Origin of the sequence: Halomonas sp. SCS19, assembly GCF_040147015.1 — a bacterium.
In the GTDB taxonomy this organism is placed as follows: Bacteria; Pseudomonadota; Gammaproteobacteria; order Pseudomonadales; family Halomonadaceae; genus Halomonas; species Halomonas litopenaei.
In genome coordinates this window covers 2,565,096-2,580,025 of record NZ_JAMSHN010000001.1, presented here as the reverse complement: position 1 = coordinate 2,580,025, position 14,930 = coordinate 2,565,096, and the positions used below count along the sequence as shown (strand labels likewise).

General features: G+C 64.8%; 13 protein-coding genes. 11 read left to right on the top strand and 2 right to left on the bottom strand.

Annotated elements, in window-relative coordinates:
- The first annotated feature begins 106 nt into the window (after window positions 1–106).
- The gene (locus tag NFH97_RS11320) at window positions 107–622 is read left to right on the top strand and encodes a DUF805 domain-containing protein (protein WP_222517088.1); all 516 of its coding nucleotides are present in this window, start codon (window positions 107–109) and stop codon (window positions 620–622) included.
- Window positions 623–652: 30 nt separating this feature from the next.
- Here the strand turns inward: NFH97_RS11320 and NFH97_RS11315 are convergent, their stop codons facing one another.
- Window positions 653–2,155 carry a sigma-54 interaction domain-containing protein gene (locus tag NFH97_RS11315; RefSeq protein ID WP_222517089.1) on the bottom strand — a complete coding sequence of 501 codons (1,503 nt, stop codon included), beginning with the start codon at window positions 2,153–2,155 and terminating at the stop codon, window positions 653–655.
- A 231-nt stretch (window positions 2,156–2,386) separates the two neighbouring features.
- Here NFH97_RS11315 and speB point away from each other — a divergent pair, with 231 nt between their 5' ends.
- The 10 genes from speB (at window position 2,387) to NFH97_RS11265 (ending at window position 13,421) form a co-directional block, all read left to right on the top strand.
- Window positions 2,387–3,337, top strand: a complete 951-nt coding sequence (gene speB / locus NFH97_RS11310; protein ID WP_349624817.1) for an agmatinase — start codon at window positions 2,387–2,389, stop codon at window positions 3,335–3,337.
- Between the two features lie 92 nt (window positions 3,338–3,429).
- Window positions 3,430–4,815 carry a YjiH family protein gene (locus NFH97_RS11305; protein ID WP_349624816.1) on the top strand — a complete coding sequence of 462 codons (1,386 nt, stop codon included), beginning with the start codon at window positions 3,430–3,432 and terminating at the stop codon, window positions 4,813–4,815.
- Between the two features lie 13 nt (window positions 4,816–4,828).
- Entirely contained in the window at window positions 4,829–5,512 is a 684-nt protein-coding gene (locus tag NFH97_RS11300; protein ID WP_222517090.1) for an HD domain-containing protein, read from the top strand.
- A complete protein-coding gene (locus NFH97_RS11295; protein ID WP_222517091.1) occupies window positions 5,509–7,149 on the top strand; it encodes a 5-guanidino-2-oxopentanoate decarboxylase in 1,641 nt (546 codons plus the stop codon). Before NFH97_RS11300 ends, NFH97_RS11295 begins: the two co-directional genes overlap by 4 nt.
- Window positions 7,150–7,288: 139 nt before the next feature.
- A complete protein-coding gene (locus NFH97_RS11290) occupies window positions 7,289–8,614 on the top strand; it encodes a purine-cytosine permease family protein (RefSeq protein WP_045993648.1) in 1,326 nt (441 codons plus the stop codon).
- 3 nt (window positions 8,615–8,617) lie between these two features.
- Window positions 8,618–9,394 carry a carbon-nitrogen hydrolase family protein gene (locus NFH97_RS11285; protein ID WP_108133486.1) on the top strand — a complete coding sequence of 259 codons (777 nt, stop codon included), beginning with the start codon at window positions 8,618–8,620 and terminating at the stop codon, window positions 9,392–9,394.
- Window positions 9,391–10,134 (top strand): MBL fold metallo-hydrolase, encoded by a 744-nt coding sequence (locus NFH97_RS11280; protein WP_108133485.1) that lies wholly within the window; start codon window positions 9,391–9,393, stop codon window positions 10,132–10,134. Before NFH97_RS11285 ends, NFH97_RS11280 begins: the two co-directional genes overlap by 4 nt.
- Before the next feature lie 77 nt (window positions 10,135–10,211).
- On the top strand, window positions 10,212–11,675 hold the full coding sequence (locus tag NFH97_RS11275) for an aldehyde dehydrogenase family protein (protein WP_349624815.1): 1,464 nt from the start codon (window positions 10,212–10,214) through the stop codon (window positions 11,673–11,675).
- A 552-nt stretch (window positions 11,676–12,227) separates the two neighbouring features.
- Window positions 12,228–12,773, top strand: coding sequence for a DUF805 domain-containing protein (locus tag NFH97_RS11270; protein ID WP_222517093.1), 546 nt, complete (start codon window positions 12,228–12,230; stop codon window positions 12,771–12,773).
- Between the two features lie 90 nt (window positions 12,774–12,863).
- The gene (locus NFH97_RS11265) at window positions 12,864–13,421 is read left to right on the top strand and encodes a DUF805 domain-containing protein (protein ID WP_222517094.1); all 558 of its coding nucleotides are present in this window, start codon (window positions 12,864–12,866) and stop codon (window positions 13,419–13,421) included.
- Window positions 13,422–13,525: 104 nt separating this feature from the next.
- On the opposite strand, the gene NFH97_RS11260 is transcribed toward NFH97_RS11265, so the two are convergent.
- Window positions 13,526–14,929 carry a Na+/H+ antiporter NhaC family protein gene (locus tag NFH97_RS11260; protein WP_108133481.1) on the bottom strand — a complete coding sequence of 468 codons (1,404 nt, stop codon included), beginning with the start codon at window positions 14,927–14,929 and terminating at the stop codon, window positions 13,526–13,528.
- Window position 14,930: the final 1 nt, after the last annotated feature.

The following is a 14,930-nucleotide window of genomic DNA, read 5'->3' as shown; positions in this document are numbered from 1 at the left end:
CAAGGGAGAAAATGGGTAGGATTCAAGTCGGAAGGACGCAGCTTATCGAACCAGTCTCCCTCAACTGCACACCGGCATCACGCTGGATCTACAGGACGAGATACCGATGCATCGCCCTACTGCTCCCGGATTTCACGACCCTGTCGCCCCCGGTCACTCATCGCCCCAGGCCTTCGAGCTCAGGCGAGTGTTGCCGGGCTACTGGTTCGACAGCCTGGCGGGGCGCGAGAGTCGTCTCGACTTCTGTCTCAACGCTACCCTGGCGCTATCGTTCTACTATGCCGCCCTGTGGGCGACCACCATCACCGCCCCCGCCCTCGAGGACGCATTGACGATCAAGGCAGGCCTGCTGGGGATCTGGTGGGTTGTCATCAGCCTTCAGCCTTTGGTGCTCCACGGCACTCGTCGCCTGCACGACCTGGGCCAGGCGGGCTTGTGGAGCCTGATGCTGCTGGTCCCCGGCGCCAACCTGCTGCTGACGGTGGTACTCGCCATGCAGCCCGGGGAGTCCAGCGACACCGAGCACGACGAACAGGGCTCCACCAGCGGTGCGGTATTGGTGTTGAAGCCACTGCTGATCCTGGCCACCTGGGTCGGGTTCTTTTACGTCTTCCGTCAGTAAGTGCCGCAGAGCTCGGCCCTTCATCACCAGTCACCCGATCCGCAACCCATGCTGCTTGAGCTTGCGCACCACGCTTGGCTGGCTGATGCCCAGCTGTTCGGCGATGGCGTAGGTGGTGGGAAGGGTACGGCAGCAGTCGGCAAGGATCTCACGCTCGCGCCGGGCCAGGGCGGCCTTCAGGCCCTCGCCCCGGGCAAGCGGCAGCTCGGGTCGCGCTGCACCTGGTGCGGATAGTGTCGCGGGTGAAGTAGCGCCATCAGCCAGCGCAGCGGAGGCTCCGGTGACAGACGCCGCCGTCTGCTGCGCTTCACGCTGCTGCGAGCCGAGCGGCCCTAACGAGGCCCCCGTGGGCGGCACCAGCAGATCGCCCTGGATGACATCGTCACTGGATAACCAGGCCCTTTCCAGGGTGTTTTCCAACTCACGCACATTGCCCGGCCAATCCCAGCCCATCAGTGCCTGCCACACGTCTCGCGCCAGCATCTTGTCGCGTCCATAACGCCGATTGAGGCGCTTTAGCTGGCGCTCGACCAGGCCGGGAATATCCTCGCGGCGCTCGCGCAGGGGCGGCAGGGTGACCGGAATCACGTTCAGCCGGTAGTACAGATCCAGGCGAAACAGGCCCTGCTCGACCCGTGCCGACAGGTCCTGATTGGTGGCCACCACCAGGCGAAAGTCGACCCGTCGCGGGGCCCTGTCCCCAAGCCGCGTAATACTGCCGTCCTGGATGGTCTTGAGCAGCTTGGTCTGCACCGCCAGGGGCAACTCGCCGATCTCGTCGAGAAACAGGGTGCCGCCCTCGGCCTGCTCGATCAGCCCCTTGCGGCCCCCCGGCGCGGCGCCGGAAAACGCGCCCTTTTCATGGCCGAACATCTCCGATTCGAACAGGCTTTCAGGGATGGCGGCGCAGTTGACGTCGATAAAGGGGCCATCGCGGCGAGAACTCCAACGGTGCAGCTGGCGGGCGAAAGCGGTCTTGCCCACCCCGGACTCGCCCAGCATCAAGACCGTGGCGTCGGTGGGCGCGACCCGCTTGAGCAGCAGCGCCACCTCGCGCATCAGCTGGCTTTTCACCTCCAGGTCATCGAGCTCGGCCTCGAGTGCTTCGCTGTCGCTCTCCAGCGCATGGCCCCGGCGCAAGTGCTCGCTGAAGCGGCGCTGCAACAGCGCGTACTCCTGCTGCAGCAGCTGCAGATCGGTCAAGTCCATGGAGCGGCTGACCACCGCCACCAGCCGCTCACCCTCGAATACCGGATGGGCCTGGGCGATGACCCTGCGTCCGGTGCCGGTGCGCTGGACCAGCTGGGCCGGCCGCCCGCTGCGAATGACTTCCAGGCTGACCGACGGGGTCAGCACGCCATCGGCCTCGAGCCGCTGCACGCTGGTGGCGCAGAGCTCTTCGCAGGACATGCCGTAGACCGCCGCCGCCCCGGGACTGACGTCGCGGATACGACCATCCGGCGCGACGATGAAGAAGTGGTCGTGGGCGGTGTCGATGATGGTCTTGAGAATCTTGGTGTCGTCGTCGCTCATCCAGCGATCCATAAATGCATCATTGATTCAGAAGTGTATCACGATGCGTCGGGATCGCGATTCACTTCTGGATCACGTCTATCACCACAGCAGACCTTCCCTTGGAATCCCTGCACCTCTATTACATCTTTAGTATAAATGCTTAAAAGATGGCACGACGTCTGCATCACCCATAACAACCGTCAGGCCCAGGGCCGCGACCGTCCCCATCCACGATGCCAGGAGTTCCCTGTGAGCGACTTCAATCAACCTCTCGGCGGCAACGAGATGCCGCGCTTCGGTGGCCCTGCCACCATGATGCGTCTGCCCACCCAGACCAGCGCCGAGGGTCTGGACGCCGCCTTTATCGGCATTCCCATGGACATCGGCACCTCCAACCGCCCGGGCACCCGACTGGGGCCGCGCCAGATCCGCGACGAATCGCGCATGCTGCGCCCCTACAATATGGCCACCCGTGCTGCACCCTTCGACAGCCTGCAGGTGGCGGACATCGGCGACGTGCCGATCAACACCTTCAACCTGCCGAAGAACCTGGACATCATCAGCCGCTTCTACGACGACGTCCTGTCCCACGACTGCGTGCCGCTGACCCTGGGCGGTGACCACACCCTTACCTGGCCGATCCTGCGCGCCATCGCCAAGAAGCATGGCCCGGTCGGGCTGATCCATATCGACGCCCACGCCGACGTCAACGAGCACATGTTCGGTGAAGAGGTGGCCCACGGCTGCCCGTTCCGGCGTGCCCAGGAAGAAGGGCTGCTGGACGCCAACCGGGTCGTCCAGATCGGCCTGCGCGGCACCGGCTACGCCGCCGAGGACTTCGACTGGTGTCGCCAGCAGGGCTTCCGCGTGGTCCAGGCCGAACAGTGCTGGCACAAGTCTCTCGAGCCGCTGATGGCCGAGGTGCGCGAGCAGATGGGCGATGGCCCGGTGTACATCTCGTTCGACATCGATGGCCTGGACCCGTCGGTGGCGCCCGGCACCGGCACGGTGGAAATGGGCGGCCTGACCTCGACCCAGGGCCTGGAGATCGTGCGCGGCGCCCAGGGGCTCAATATCGTAGGCGGCGACCTGGTCGAAGTCTCCCCGCCCTACGACCCCAGCGGCAACACCGCCCTGATGGGCGCCACCCTGCTCTATGAAATGCTGTGCGTGCTCCCCGGAGTCGCGCGCCGCGACTGAATCCTCACAGGGCCAGGGAGTGGCCCTGGCGACAGCCAACGAGGCGCCCGCGTCAGGGCGCCGACCATTACAACAGCAAAGAGTGATCGCCCATGTCCTCCCACCTGCATTCTGCCGACAAGATCACGACCGACGGGGGCAAGCTAAGCACCCATGGTCTGATCAAGTTCCTCGTCCCGTCGTTGATCGGCATCCTGCTGTTCCTGGTGCCCTTCTCGGTCGGTAACACCATCAACATCGGCATGGGTCTGGCCGCCGACTGGCTCAAGGCCACCCTCGGCGACGCCCTGCCCGCCATCGCCACCGTCGTGCTCACCCTGTCCATCGTGCTGACCCTGGTGGTCAAGCTGACCAAACCAGGCTGGGCCCGCCAGGGCGCGATGAAGGAGCTGTTCGACATCGCCCCGCTGTGGGTGGTGATGCGCGCCCTCGGCGCCGCCTTCGCGCTGATGACCTACTTCCAGGTCGGCCCGGAGATGGTCACCGCCTCCTTCACCGGCGGGGTGATGCTCAATGACCTGGCGCCGGTGCTGCTGACCTTCTTCTTTTTTGCCGCCATCCTGCTGCCCTTCCTGGTGGACTTCGGCTTCATGGAGTTCATCGGCTCCATGGTGCGCACGCCCTTTCGCAAGATCTTCGGGCTGCCCGGGCGCAGCGCCATCGACGCCACCGCCTCCTGGATGGGCTCCGGCACCGTCGGCGTACTGATCACCACCCAGCAATACGAGCAGGGCTTCTACAACGCCCGCGAGGCCTCGGCCATCGCCACCAACTTCTCGATCGTGTCGATCGCCTTCGCCCTGCTGGTGACCAGCTTCATCGGCATCAACCACCTGTTCGTGCCGTTCTACCTGACCGTGGTGGTGGCCGGCCTGGTCGCCGCCGTCATCGTGCCGCGCCTGCCGCCGCTGTCACGCAAGGCCAACACCTACTACGAGCCGGTGGGCTGCCAGATCCAGGAAGAAAACACCGGCAACCAGAGTCTGTTGCGCTACAGCCTGGGCATCGCCGTGGCCCGCGCCGAGACCGCCCCGGGCCCGCTCAAGCTCGCCCGCCTGGCACTGTTCAACGTCGCCGACATCTTCTTCGGGCTGCTGCCGCTGGTCATCGCCATCGGTACCGTGGCGCTGGTACTGGCCGAGTTCACTCCGCTGTTCACCTGGCTGTCCATGCCGATGGTGCCGGTGCTCGAGTGGATGGGTCTGCCCGAGGCCGAGGCCGCCGCGCCGGCGACCCTGGTGGGCTTCGCCGACATGTTCCTGCCGGCGGTACTGGCCAGCGATATCGAGAGCGAACTGACTCGCTTCGTCATCGCCTGTCTGTCACTGACCCAGTTGATCTACATGTCAGAGATCGGCGCCCTGCTGCTGAAGTCACGGATCCCGCTCAAGCTGTGGGAACTGGTGGTGATCTTCCTGCTGCGCACCGCCATCACCCTGCCCATCATCGTGGTCATGGCCCACTGGCTGGTGGGTTGATCGGGAGGCCGACATGACAGACCCAAACGATGCTCACGCCGCCGGCAAGGCGGCCTTCACCCGCATCGACCAAAGCACGGCAGAAGACTGGGCGGTGATCGCCGCCCACGACGCCGACTACCTGGCCGGCCTCGCCGACAGCGTACTGGACACCCTCGCCCGGCTGGGCGAGGGCCACCAGCCCTACCAGATCACCCGGCTGGAGCACTGCCTGCAGAGCGCGACCCGGGCCGAGCGTGCCGGCGCCGACGAAGAGATGATCGTCGCCGCCCTGGTCCATGACATCGGTGACGAACTGGCGCTTTTCGACCACGCCGCCTTCGCTGCCTCGATCCTGCGACCCTTCGTCAGCGAGAAGACCCACTGGATCGTCCAGCATCACGACGTCTTCCAGGGGCACTACTACTGGGACAAGGTCGGCGGCGACAAGGACGCCCGCGAGCAATTCCGCGGCCATCCCTGGTTCGACGACTGCGAAGCCTTCTGTCGTGACTGGGACTGCCCGTCCTTCGACCCCGCCTACGACACCCTGCCGCTGGCGCACTTCGAGCCCATGGTCAGGCGGATCTTTGCAAGAGCCCCCTACTCGGTGGCCCCGGACCCCGCCCTCGCCCCTGGCTCGTCTCAAGCCTCTGATCCGTCTCAAGCCCCTGGCCCGTCTCAAGCCCCTGATCCGTCTCAAGGAAGTACCGCATGACCTGCGCTGAACTGCTGATCCGTCTGCTGCGTGACACCTACGACGTGGACACCGTCTTCGGTATCCCCGGCGTCCACACCATCGAGCTCTATCGTGGCCTCGAAGGCGGCAATGGACACGACCACCAGGGCAGTGGCATCCGCCACGTCACCCCGCGCCACGAACAGGGCGCCGGCTTCATGGCCGACGGCTACGCCCGCACCACCGGCAAGCCCGGCGTGTGCTTCATCATCACCGGCCCCGGCATGACCAATATCGCCACCGCCATGGGCCAGGCCCTGGCCGACTCGGTGCCGATGCTGGTGATCTCCAGCGTCAACCGCCGCGACACCCTGGGACGCGGCCAGGGCCGGCTGCACGAACTCCCCGGCCAACGCGAGCTGATGGCCGGCGTCTCGCGCTTCAGCCACACCCTGCTCGACCCGAACGGCCTCGGCGAGGTGCTGGCCCGTGCCTTCGCCGTGTTCGATGGCGCCCGCCCCGGCCCGGTGCATATCGAGATCCCCATCGACCTGTTCGACGCCCCGGTCAGCGAGCCTGTCAGCACGCGCCGCACGGCGCTGGCCAAGGCCGCACCGGCCCCCGCCGCACTCGAGCAGGCGCTCGACTGGCTGGTCGACGCCAAGCGCCCGCTGGTGCTGCTCGGCGGCGGCTGCGTCGATGCCCCGGACGCCGCCCGTCGTCTGGTCGAGAGCCTCGACGCCCCCACCGTCACCACCATCAACGCCAAGGGCCTGCTCGGCCGCGACCATCCGCTGGATCTGGGCGCCAACGCCTCGCTGCCAGCGGTGCGGGAGCTTGCCCATGAAGCCGACGTGGTGCTGGCCATCGGCACCGAGCTTGGCGAGACCGACTATGACGTGGTGTTCGACGACGGCTTTACCCTCGACGGTCGACTGATTCGCATCGACCTGGACCCCGAGCAGCTTGCCCGCAACCAGCATGCCGACCTGGCACTGGTGGCCGACGCTGCCTCCAGCCTCGAAGCGCTGGCCACCGGCTGCGACCAGCGCCTCGGCGGTGAGCAGCTTTCGCGCGATGGCCGCAAGCGTACACATGATGCGCTGAGCGCCCTGGCGCTGGCCGATGATCCGGCCTTCCGCCCCTATGTGCCGCTGTTCGACACCCTGCGCGAGAGCCTGCCGGGGGCGATCCTGGTGGGCGATTCCTGCGCCACCACCTACGCCGCCAACCATCTGGTCAGCCAGGACGCGCCGCGCCGTTTCTTCAACGCGTCCACCGGCTACGGCACTCTCGGCTACGGCCTGCCCGCGGCCATGGGCGCGAGCCTCGGCCAGCCGGACCTGCCGGTGGTGGCGCTGGTGGGCGACGGTGGGGTGATGTTCACCCTGACCGAGCTTGCCTGTGCGGTGGAGGAAAGGCTGCCGGTCATCGTGCTGCTGTGGCACAACCAGGGCTACGAGGAAATCCGCCGCTTCATGGACAACGCCGGCGTCACCCGCCTCGGCGTGGACATCCAAGCACCGGACTTCCAGACCCTGGCGGCCGGCTTCGGCTGTGCGGCGACCCGGGTCGGCAACCCCGCCGGCCTCGCCCGGGCAATCGCCCATCGCCCCGAAGACGGCCCGATGCTGATCGAAATCGACGCCACGGCATGGAACGCCGCGGTGGCCTGATCGAGCAACGACCCCTTTGCCGGCGCCACGGCGCCGGCCCTTTTGCTCCTTTTGTCCGCCCCTTTTATCTGCTCCGTTTTGCGCTCCCAATTTCGCGCCCCTGCGGTACCTACCAACCATAACCACAAAGGTTTCCTAGATGATTTCACTCAAGCGGCTGATCGGCCACGACACCCTGGATGAACACCAGCACAAGAGCATGGGAGGCATGGCCACCTTTGCCCTGTGGCTCGGCGCCAACGTGGTCGTCACCACCATCCTCACCGGCATGCTGCTGGTGCCCGATCTGCGCTTCCCGGTCGCCATGACCTGGGTCCTGATCGGCTCGCTGATCGGCGCCATTCCGCTGCTGCTGGTAGGACTGATGGGCCAGCGCACCGGCCTGCCCTCGATGGCCCTGACCCGCCGCGCCTATGGCCCCACCGGCTCGAAGATCATTTCGCTGGTCAACATGGCGGTGCTGATCGCCTGGAGCTGGATCCAGGCGCTGCTGGCCGGCATGAGCCTGGACTACGCCATCGAGGCCACCACCGGCTACTCCAACCTGCCGCTGATGACGATCCTGTGCGAGACCATCGTGGTGCTGATCGTGCTGCGCGGCCACCTGGGTATCGAGCGCATCGAGCGCTGGGCGGCGGCGGCCATGATGGTGCTGGCGGCCGGCGTGGTCTACCAGCTCAACCGCCACTACGAGGTCGGTGCGCTGTTCGAGATGCCCGCCGAATCCCGCAACGGCATCACCCTGGGCATCGCCTTCGACATCGTCGTCGCCACCGCCTTCTCGTGGATTTCCACCTCCGCCGACTACAACCGCAACTGCAAGAGCGGACGCATCGCGGTACTCGGCACCTACGGCGGCTACGTCTGCGCCTCGATGATCGCCATGGGGCTGGGTGCCGCGGTATCCGGCCTGTCGGTGCTCGGCGGCATGGAACAGACCTACGACCCGACCCGGCTGCTGTCCGGCTTCGGCTTTGGTCTGCCCGCTGCGCTGGTGATCTTCTTCTCGGTGATGACCACCAACGTGATGGCGGTCTACAGCGCCACCCTGTCGTGCATGAACGTGTCCCCCGGCATGGCCTTCTGGAAGCCGGCGCTGGTGATCGGCGTGGTGACGGTCTTTGGCGCCCTGATCCCCGGTATCCTCGACCAGTTCCAGAACTTCCTGTTGCTGATCGGCGCCTTGTTCATTCCGGCCTTCTCGGTGATGATCGTCGACTACTACCTGGTTGGCCGTGACGGCTATAGCGCCGAGCTGCTGCGCTCGCCGCACCAGCTCGGTCGGCCCACCGCCGGTATCGCCATCGGCGCCTACCTGATCGGTGCGGCCCTGGCGGCCTACTGGACCCTGGTGGCACCGCTGTCCATCGGTGCCTCGCTGCCGGTGTTCGTCATCACCGGCGGACTCTACTGGCTGGGCTGTGCCCTGTTCACCCGTTCCAGCCTCGCTGCCCAAGGAGACTGATCCATGCGCCTGATGCTGGCCCAGACCGACCCCGTCCACGCGGATGTCGCCGCCAACCTCGATGCTCTCGATGGCCTGTGCCAGCAGGCGGTGGCCGCCGGCGCCCAGCTGCTGGCCCTGCCGGAACTGGCGCTGACCGGCTACAACGTGTTCGAACGGCTCGATGAGCTGGCCGACGAAGGCGAGTTGATCGATCAGGTCGCCCGATTGGCGCACCAGTATCGCCTGCACCTGCTGTTCGGCCTGGCCCAGCGCCAGGCCGACGGCCGCCTGACCAACTCGGCGGTGCTGATCGACGATGCCGGCACCACCCTGGCCTGCTACCACAAGCGCCAGCTATGGGATCGTGAACATCAGTACTTCATCCCCGGTGACGAGCTGTGCGTGGTCGACACCCGGCTCGGCCGCCTGGGCCTGATGATCTGCTACGACAACGAGTTCCCGGAGATAGCCAGAGCGCTGGCCCAGGCCGGCGCCGAGGTGATCCTCTCGCCCACCGCCAACATGGTGCCCAACGCCGAACGCCAGCAGTTGCAGATCCGCGCCCGGGCGCTGGACAACCAGCGCTTCGTCGCCTGCATCAACCGCGCCGGCATCGAGGGCGAGCTGCACTACTGTGGCAACAGCCTGGTGGCGGGACCGGACGGCGAGGTGCTGGGGCGCCTTGGCAACGACGCCGGGGTGCTGGTGGTGGACATCGAACACTCGCGTATCGACGAGAGCCGCAGCCACCAGGACTACCTGAAGGACCTGCGCGCCCTGCCGGGAGGCAACACGTGAGCACCTTCACCCTGCCCCGGGGTGACGCCGCCAGCTGGTATCGCACCCAGCGCCTGGCCGACGGCATCACCCTGATCGACGAACCGGCCATCAAGCCGTTCTACCGCTGCAATATCTGGCACGTTCGCGGCCGCGAGCGCGATCTGGTGGTGGACTTCGGCCTGGGCGCGGTGCCACTGCGCGAGCGCGTGGCACTGCTGGCCGAACGCGAGATCGTGGCGGTGGCAAGCCACACCCACTTCGATCATATCGGCGCCGCTCACGAGTTCGACTGCTGCCACGTTCATCGCGCCGAGGCCGATATCCTGGCAAGCCCCGACAACCGTCGCACCCTGGCCGAGGCCTTTCTCGACGACGCCATGTTCGACGCCCTGCCACCGCTGCCCTACGCCCACAGCGGCTATCGCATTGCGGCGCCGCCGCGTATCGAGACGCTGGAGGACGGCGACGTCATCGAGCTGGGCGATCGCCATTTCGAGGTGATCCACACCCCCGGCCATTCGCCCGGCGGCATCGCCCTGTGGGAGGCCGCCAGCGCCACCCTGATCAGCGGCGACATCATCTACGACGGTGAGCTGATCGAGGACGCCTATCACAGCGACCTGGACGACTACGCGGCGAGCCTCGAGCGCCTGCGGCGGTTGCCTATCGCCACGGTGCACGGCGGCCACTTCCCGAGCTTCTCGGGCCGTCACTGCCACGCCATGATCGATGACTGGCTCAAGCGCCACCAGGCGTGAACGCGGGACACCCCCTCATCTCGCCGATCATTTCATTCGCTTATTCCCTCTAATGTCTTTGCCCCTGGAGTCCCTCCGTGCAACAGCTGACACAACAGTTTATCGACAACCGCTGGGTCGATAGCCACAGCCGCCGGCGCCTGGCGGTGACCGATCCCTACCGCCAGACCCAGATCGCCGAGATCACCGCCGGCGATGCCAGCGACGTCGACGCCGCCGTGGCCAGCGCGCGTGCCGCCCTGCCCGCCTGGCAGGCGCTGGGCGGACAGCGTCGGGGCGACTTTCTCGAAGCCTTCGCCACGGCCCTCGAAACCCGCCGCGGCGATCTCGAACGGCTGTCCTCCACCAACAACGGCAAGGCCCTGGCCGAGGCCGCCATCGACCTGGACGACGCCATCGCCTGCTACCGCTACTACGCCGGCCAGGCCCGCGCTCTGGAGCAGCGTCAGGGTCGCCTGCTCGAGCACGGCATGGACGGCGTCGAGGCGCGGGTGTTCGAAGACCCCGCCGGCGTGGTCGGACTGATCACCCCCTGGAACTTCCCGCTGGTCACCAGCGCCTGGAAGATCGCACCGGCACTGGCCGCCGGCTGCACCCTGGTGTTCAAGCCCTCCGAGGTCACCCCGCTGCCCGAGGTGGCGTTGGCCGACATCGCCGTGGAGATCGGCCTGCCTGCCGGTGTGCTGAACCTCTTGCTGGGTGACGGCGAAGGCATCGGTGCCCCTCTGTCCGCCCATCAGGGTGTGGATAAATTGTCCTTCACCGGCAGCAATGGGGTCGGCGAGAAGGTCATGCGGGCCGCCGCCAACGGCGTGCGCGGCGTATCACTGGAGCTCGGCGGCAAATCGCCGATCCTGGTGCTCGATGACGCCGAGGTCGAAGCCGCCGCCGACTGGGTGATGGCCGGCATCTACTTCAACTCCGGGCAGATCTGCTCCGCCACCTCGCGACTGATCGTGCATCAGACGCTGGCCGAACCGCTCTACCAGGCGCTGGCCGACCGTATCGACGGCCTCACCCTGGGTGACCCGCTGGCCGAGGGCACCGACATGGGCCCGATGACCAGCGCCCGTCAGCGCGAAGCCGTGGAGCGCTACCTCGAGATCGCCAAGGAGGAAGGTCTGACGCCGGTGCGTGACGGCCGCCATCGTGACCTGCCGGCCCAGGGCGAGTTCGTCGCCCCGACCCTGTACCGCGATGTGCCCACCTCAAGCCGTCTGTGGCGCGAGGAAATCTTCGGCCCGGTGCTGTGTGCGCGCAGCGCAGAGAGCGAAGCCGAGGCCATCGCCCTGGCCAACGATAGCGCCTTTGGCCTCGCCGCCACCGTGATCTCTGGTGACGCCGAGCGCGCCAGGCGTGTTGGCCGCGCCCTGCGTGCAGGCAGCATCTGGTTCAACTCCGAACAGCTGGTGATGCCCGAGGCCAGCTGGGGCGGCTTCGGCGCCAGCGGCATCGGACGTGAACTCGGCCCCTGGGGACTGTCCGGTTATCTTGAGGTAAAGCATCTGATTGGCCCTGCCGCCCGGGGAAGCACTGTATAAATTGCTGCACTCGACATCTCGGTCGCCGGCGGTGCTCAAGGTCCTCATTTAACCCCACGTAAACTCCGGCCTTTCCGCTCCGGCGGCGTCCGACCTGTCATCGCTCGCGACATTTCTTCAGCGCCTCCCCAACCTCTCCCGGTCCTGTTTCCGGACCATCGCCTCAGCGACGACTCAGCACCACTGCGGCAATATCTCAACAACATCACCCCGATGGCAGGGCAAGGCGCCCGGCCATCGGGGTGTTTTTTTGTCGCAGCGACGCAATTTCGTGCCAGTTCGGCCAACCCGAGGTCAAATAATTAGAAAATTCTTAAAAAGAGAAAGGATGTAGGACATCCCCCATATCCCCTGACGAAATGGCTTTCTAGAGTCGCAGTGAAGCCTTCGCTGCAGGCACCAATGATGCGTTCCTCATGCAAGGACAACATGCGCCACCGCCAACCATTGCCATGACGACTGACCATCCATCAAGGCATGGGAAAATCCGACAACGCCTTGACACCTTTGATGAATCGAAGACCGATTTAAAGAAGGAAACAGGAGAAGAAGATGAGACTCAACTCCATGTCGTCAGCCACCTCATCTTCCGTCACCTTGCCGCTGCCGCTGTATAGCGTACCCGGTAGAAGCAGCAGACTCTGGTCAACTCGTGGCCGTATCGGGCGCATTCGCTACTGTAGCCGACTTGCCGCAGTAGGACTCATCTATAACCTCGCGCTCTTTCTCCCACTTTATCTCGACTACCTGTACCCTGCGACACTCACCCAGAGCACCTTTACCATCCTGATCTACGCCTACGCAGGCCTGTACTCAGTCTTCACCCTTTTCGCCATTCTTCAGGCAAAACGTCGCCTTAACGATCAGGGGCGTTCTGGGTGGGTACTGCTTCTTGGACTGATTCCCCTGATCAACGTATGGCTGGTCATCACCCTGGTCTTCTCTCGTGGCACACCAGGAAGCAACCCCTTCGGACCACCACCTTCTCCATCGACTTCATCGGAAACGAAGCGCTTCTGGTGCTTGCTCATTCTTAACATTGCCGTGGCGTCAGCGGCCATCTGCTATGGACCACTACAGTTTCACCTGGGTCTTTAGACCCTCCCAGTGGACTGCTAAAAGCATAGATATTAACCGACTCGGCGAAAGGATCGCCGGAACTCTTACCCCAAGGAAGGAAGCAGCAAGATGACAAACGAAAGCACTACGTTAGATAACTCAAATGAAATCAACTTCCCTTCAGATACAGAAATCTCCAACACGCAAGGTGATGCAAACGACCGCCAGGCAGCAAATAAAAACCCTGGACTATGGTCGACCAATGGTCGTATCGGTAGAGTAAGATACTTTAATCGCTTAACCTTGCCGGTATTGTTCGTCTATGCCGTACACGGGATACTTATCTACTATAGTCTGACGGCAACACCGGCCGCTGCAGAGACAGCCGCCAGCGCCTTTACCATCAGCCAATTCGTGCTTGGAATTCCATTGACTATCTTTGCGCTAATCCAGGGAAAGCGCAGGCTAAATGACCTGAACAAGTCAGGCTGGCTCATGCTACTTTTCTTTATCCCCCTTATAAACCTCATCCCATTTATCATGGTGACCTTCATCAAGGGGAGTGATGGTGACAACCGCTTCGGTGCTGAACCTTCCCCCCTCACTTCTAATGAGATGACCCTGTTCTGGTTCCTGACCGGACTGTCGGTCGTTGCTTGCGTAGCGCTGGCCTCTCTAACGCTCTAAAAAAACATTCCCTGCGCTACTACCAACAACGACAACCACAAGAGCGCCACAGCCCCGCCAGCATGGCGGGGCTGTTTTTTTACTGCCAGGTGAGCGGAGGCCGGTCAGACGGCTGCGACCTCGGTGGTGCCCTGCTTGCGCCGCCGAAGCAGGATCGAGACGGCCAGCACCACCAGCATGGCCCAGGGGTACGGGGTCAGGAAGGAGGCAAAGGCTGACGGCGCGGCGACCTCGTTCTGCACCGCGGTGGAAGCGATGACCTCCTGCCAGACCGCCACCACGATGTGCCAGGGAAGCAGAAAGAACACCGTGCAGACCGCGCAGTCCATCAGGTTGGCGGCCCTGGCCGGCGAGATGCCGAACTGCTGAGCCAAGCTTCGTACCAATCCCGGCCCCACCAGCAGCAGCGCCGGGGCGTTGGCCGACAGCGGAGTAGATGCGGCAATCGTCACTGCCACGATGCTGGTCTCGGCGCTGGCCCGGTCCTTGACCAGGCGCTTCCTGGCGCCGTCCAGCAGTTTTTCCATCAGACCGGTATCGAGAATCACCTGGGTCAGCGCCAGCACCATCAGCGCAAACAGCACGGCGCCGGTTACCGAAGCAATACCATTTTCGATCAGGCCGGTGCTCTCGCCTCTGGCTTCGGGCAACGAGAACAGATCACCCAGGCCAATGGCACCGATCGCCAGGGCGCACAGCATGGCCACCAGATTGCCGATAAACATGGCTTCGACGATGTGTCGGCGCTTCAGCGCAAAGAACACCACCGCCGCGAGCGGAATCAGCATGACCAGGCCGGAAGCATGACCGGAAGGCACCTCCACGGCTGACGCCGAGGCCTCGCCGCTGGCACCGAACAACAGGAAGATCAGCATCGAGATCGCCGCAGCCGACAGCGCCAGCGGTAGACGGGTGCGGATCACGTCGGCGATTTCCGCCCCTTGGGTATAGGAGGACACGATGGTGGTATCCGACACCGGGGACAGGTTGTCACCGAAGGCCGCACCGGACAGGATCGCCACCGCCAGCATGGACGGATCCGCCCCCAACAGGACGCCCGCCGGGTACAGCACCGGCGACAGCCCGATGACGGTACCGGTACTGGTGCCGGTCCCCAGGGCAAACACCATGGCCATGGCAAAGGCCAGCAGGGTGAAGGCCGCACCCTCGGCGCCCACCGCTGCTCCCAACCACATCAAGCCATCGATCAGGCCGCCGGCGGCCATCAACTTGCCGAAGACACCGGCCAGCAGCCACAGTGCGATGATGGCCGTCGCGGTGGAATTGCCCATCCCCTTGAGCAGGCTGTCACAGTACGCCGTGCGTTGCCGACAAAGAAAGAGTCCCACGCCCATGGCCACCCAGGCGCAGGCCCAGAATGGCTTGGTGCCGGCACGCTCGAACACCGACAGATAGATAAGGCCTAGCACCAGCAGGATCAGGGGCGTCAAGGCACCCAGGGTGCCCCCACGAAAGGACAGTGAAGGTGTTGCGGTTTGTGTTGTCATT

What these genes read in the sequence shown, in the direction of transcription:
- NFH97_RS11320 (WP_222517088.1), top strand. Translation starts at nt 107, where the DNA reads ATGCATCGCCCTACTGCTCCCGGATTTCACGACCCTGTCGCCCCCGGT.
- NFH97_RS11315 (WP_222517089.1), bottom strand. Translation starts at nt 2,155, where the DNA reads ATGAGCGACGACGACACCAAGATTCTCAAGACCATCATCGACACCGCC.
- NFH97_RS11305 (WP_349624816.1), top strand. Translation starts at nt 3,430, where the DNA reads ATGTCCTCCCACCTGCATTCTGCCGACAAGATCACGACCGACGGGGGC.
- NFH97_RS11300 (WP_222517090.1), top strand. Translation starts at nt 4,829, where the DNA reads ATGACAGACCCAAACGATGCTCACGCCGCCGGCAAGGCGGCCTTCACC.
- NFH97_RS11295 (WP_222517091.1), top strand. Translation starts at nt 5,509, where the DNA reads ATGACCTGCGCTGAACTGCTGATCCGTCTGCTGCGTGACACCTACGAC.
- NFH97_RS11290 (WP_045993648.1), top strand. Translation starts at nt 7,289, where the DNA reads ATGATTTCACTCAAGCGGCTGATCGGCCACGACACCCTGGATGAACAC.
- NFH97_RS11285 (WP_108133486.1), top strand. Translation starts at nt 8,618, where the DNA reads ATGCGCCTGATGCTGGCCCAGACCGACCCCGTCCACGCGGATGTCGCC.
- NFH97_RS11270 (WP_222517093.1), top strand. Translation starts at nt 12,228, where the DNA reads ATGAGACTCAACTCCATGTCGTCAGCCACCTCATCTTCCGTCACCTTG.
- NFH97_RS11265 (WP_222517094.1), top strand. Translation starts at nt 12,864, where the DNA reads ATGACAAACGAAAGCACTACGTTAGATAACTCAAATGAAATCAACTTC.
- NFH97_RS11260 (WP_108133481.1), bottom strand. Translation starts at nt 14,929, where the DNA reads ATGACAACACAAACCGCAACACCTTCACTGTCCTTTCGTGGGGGCACC.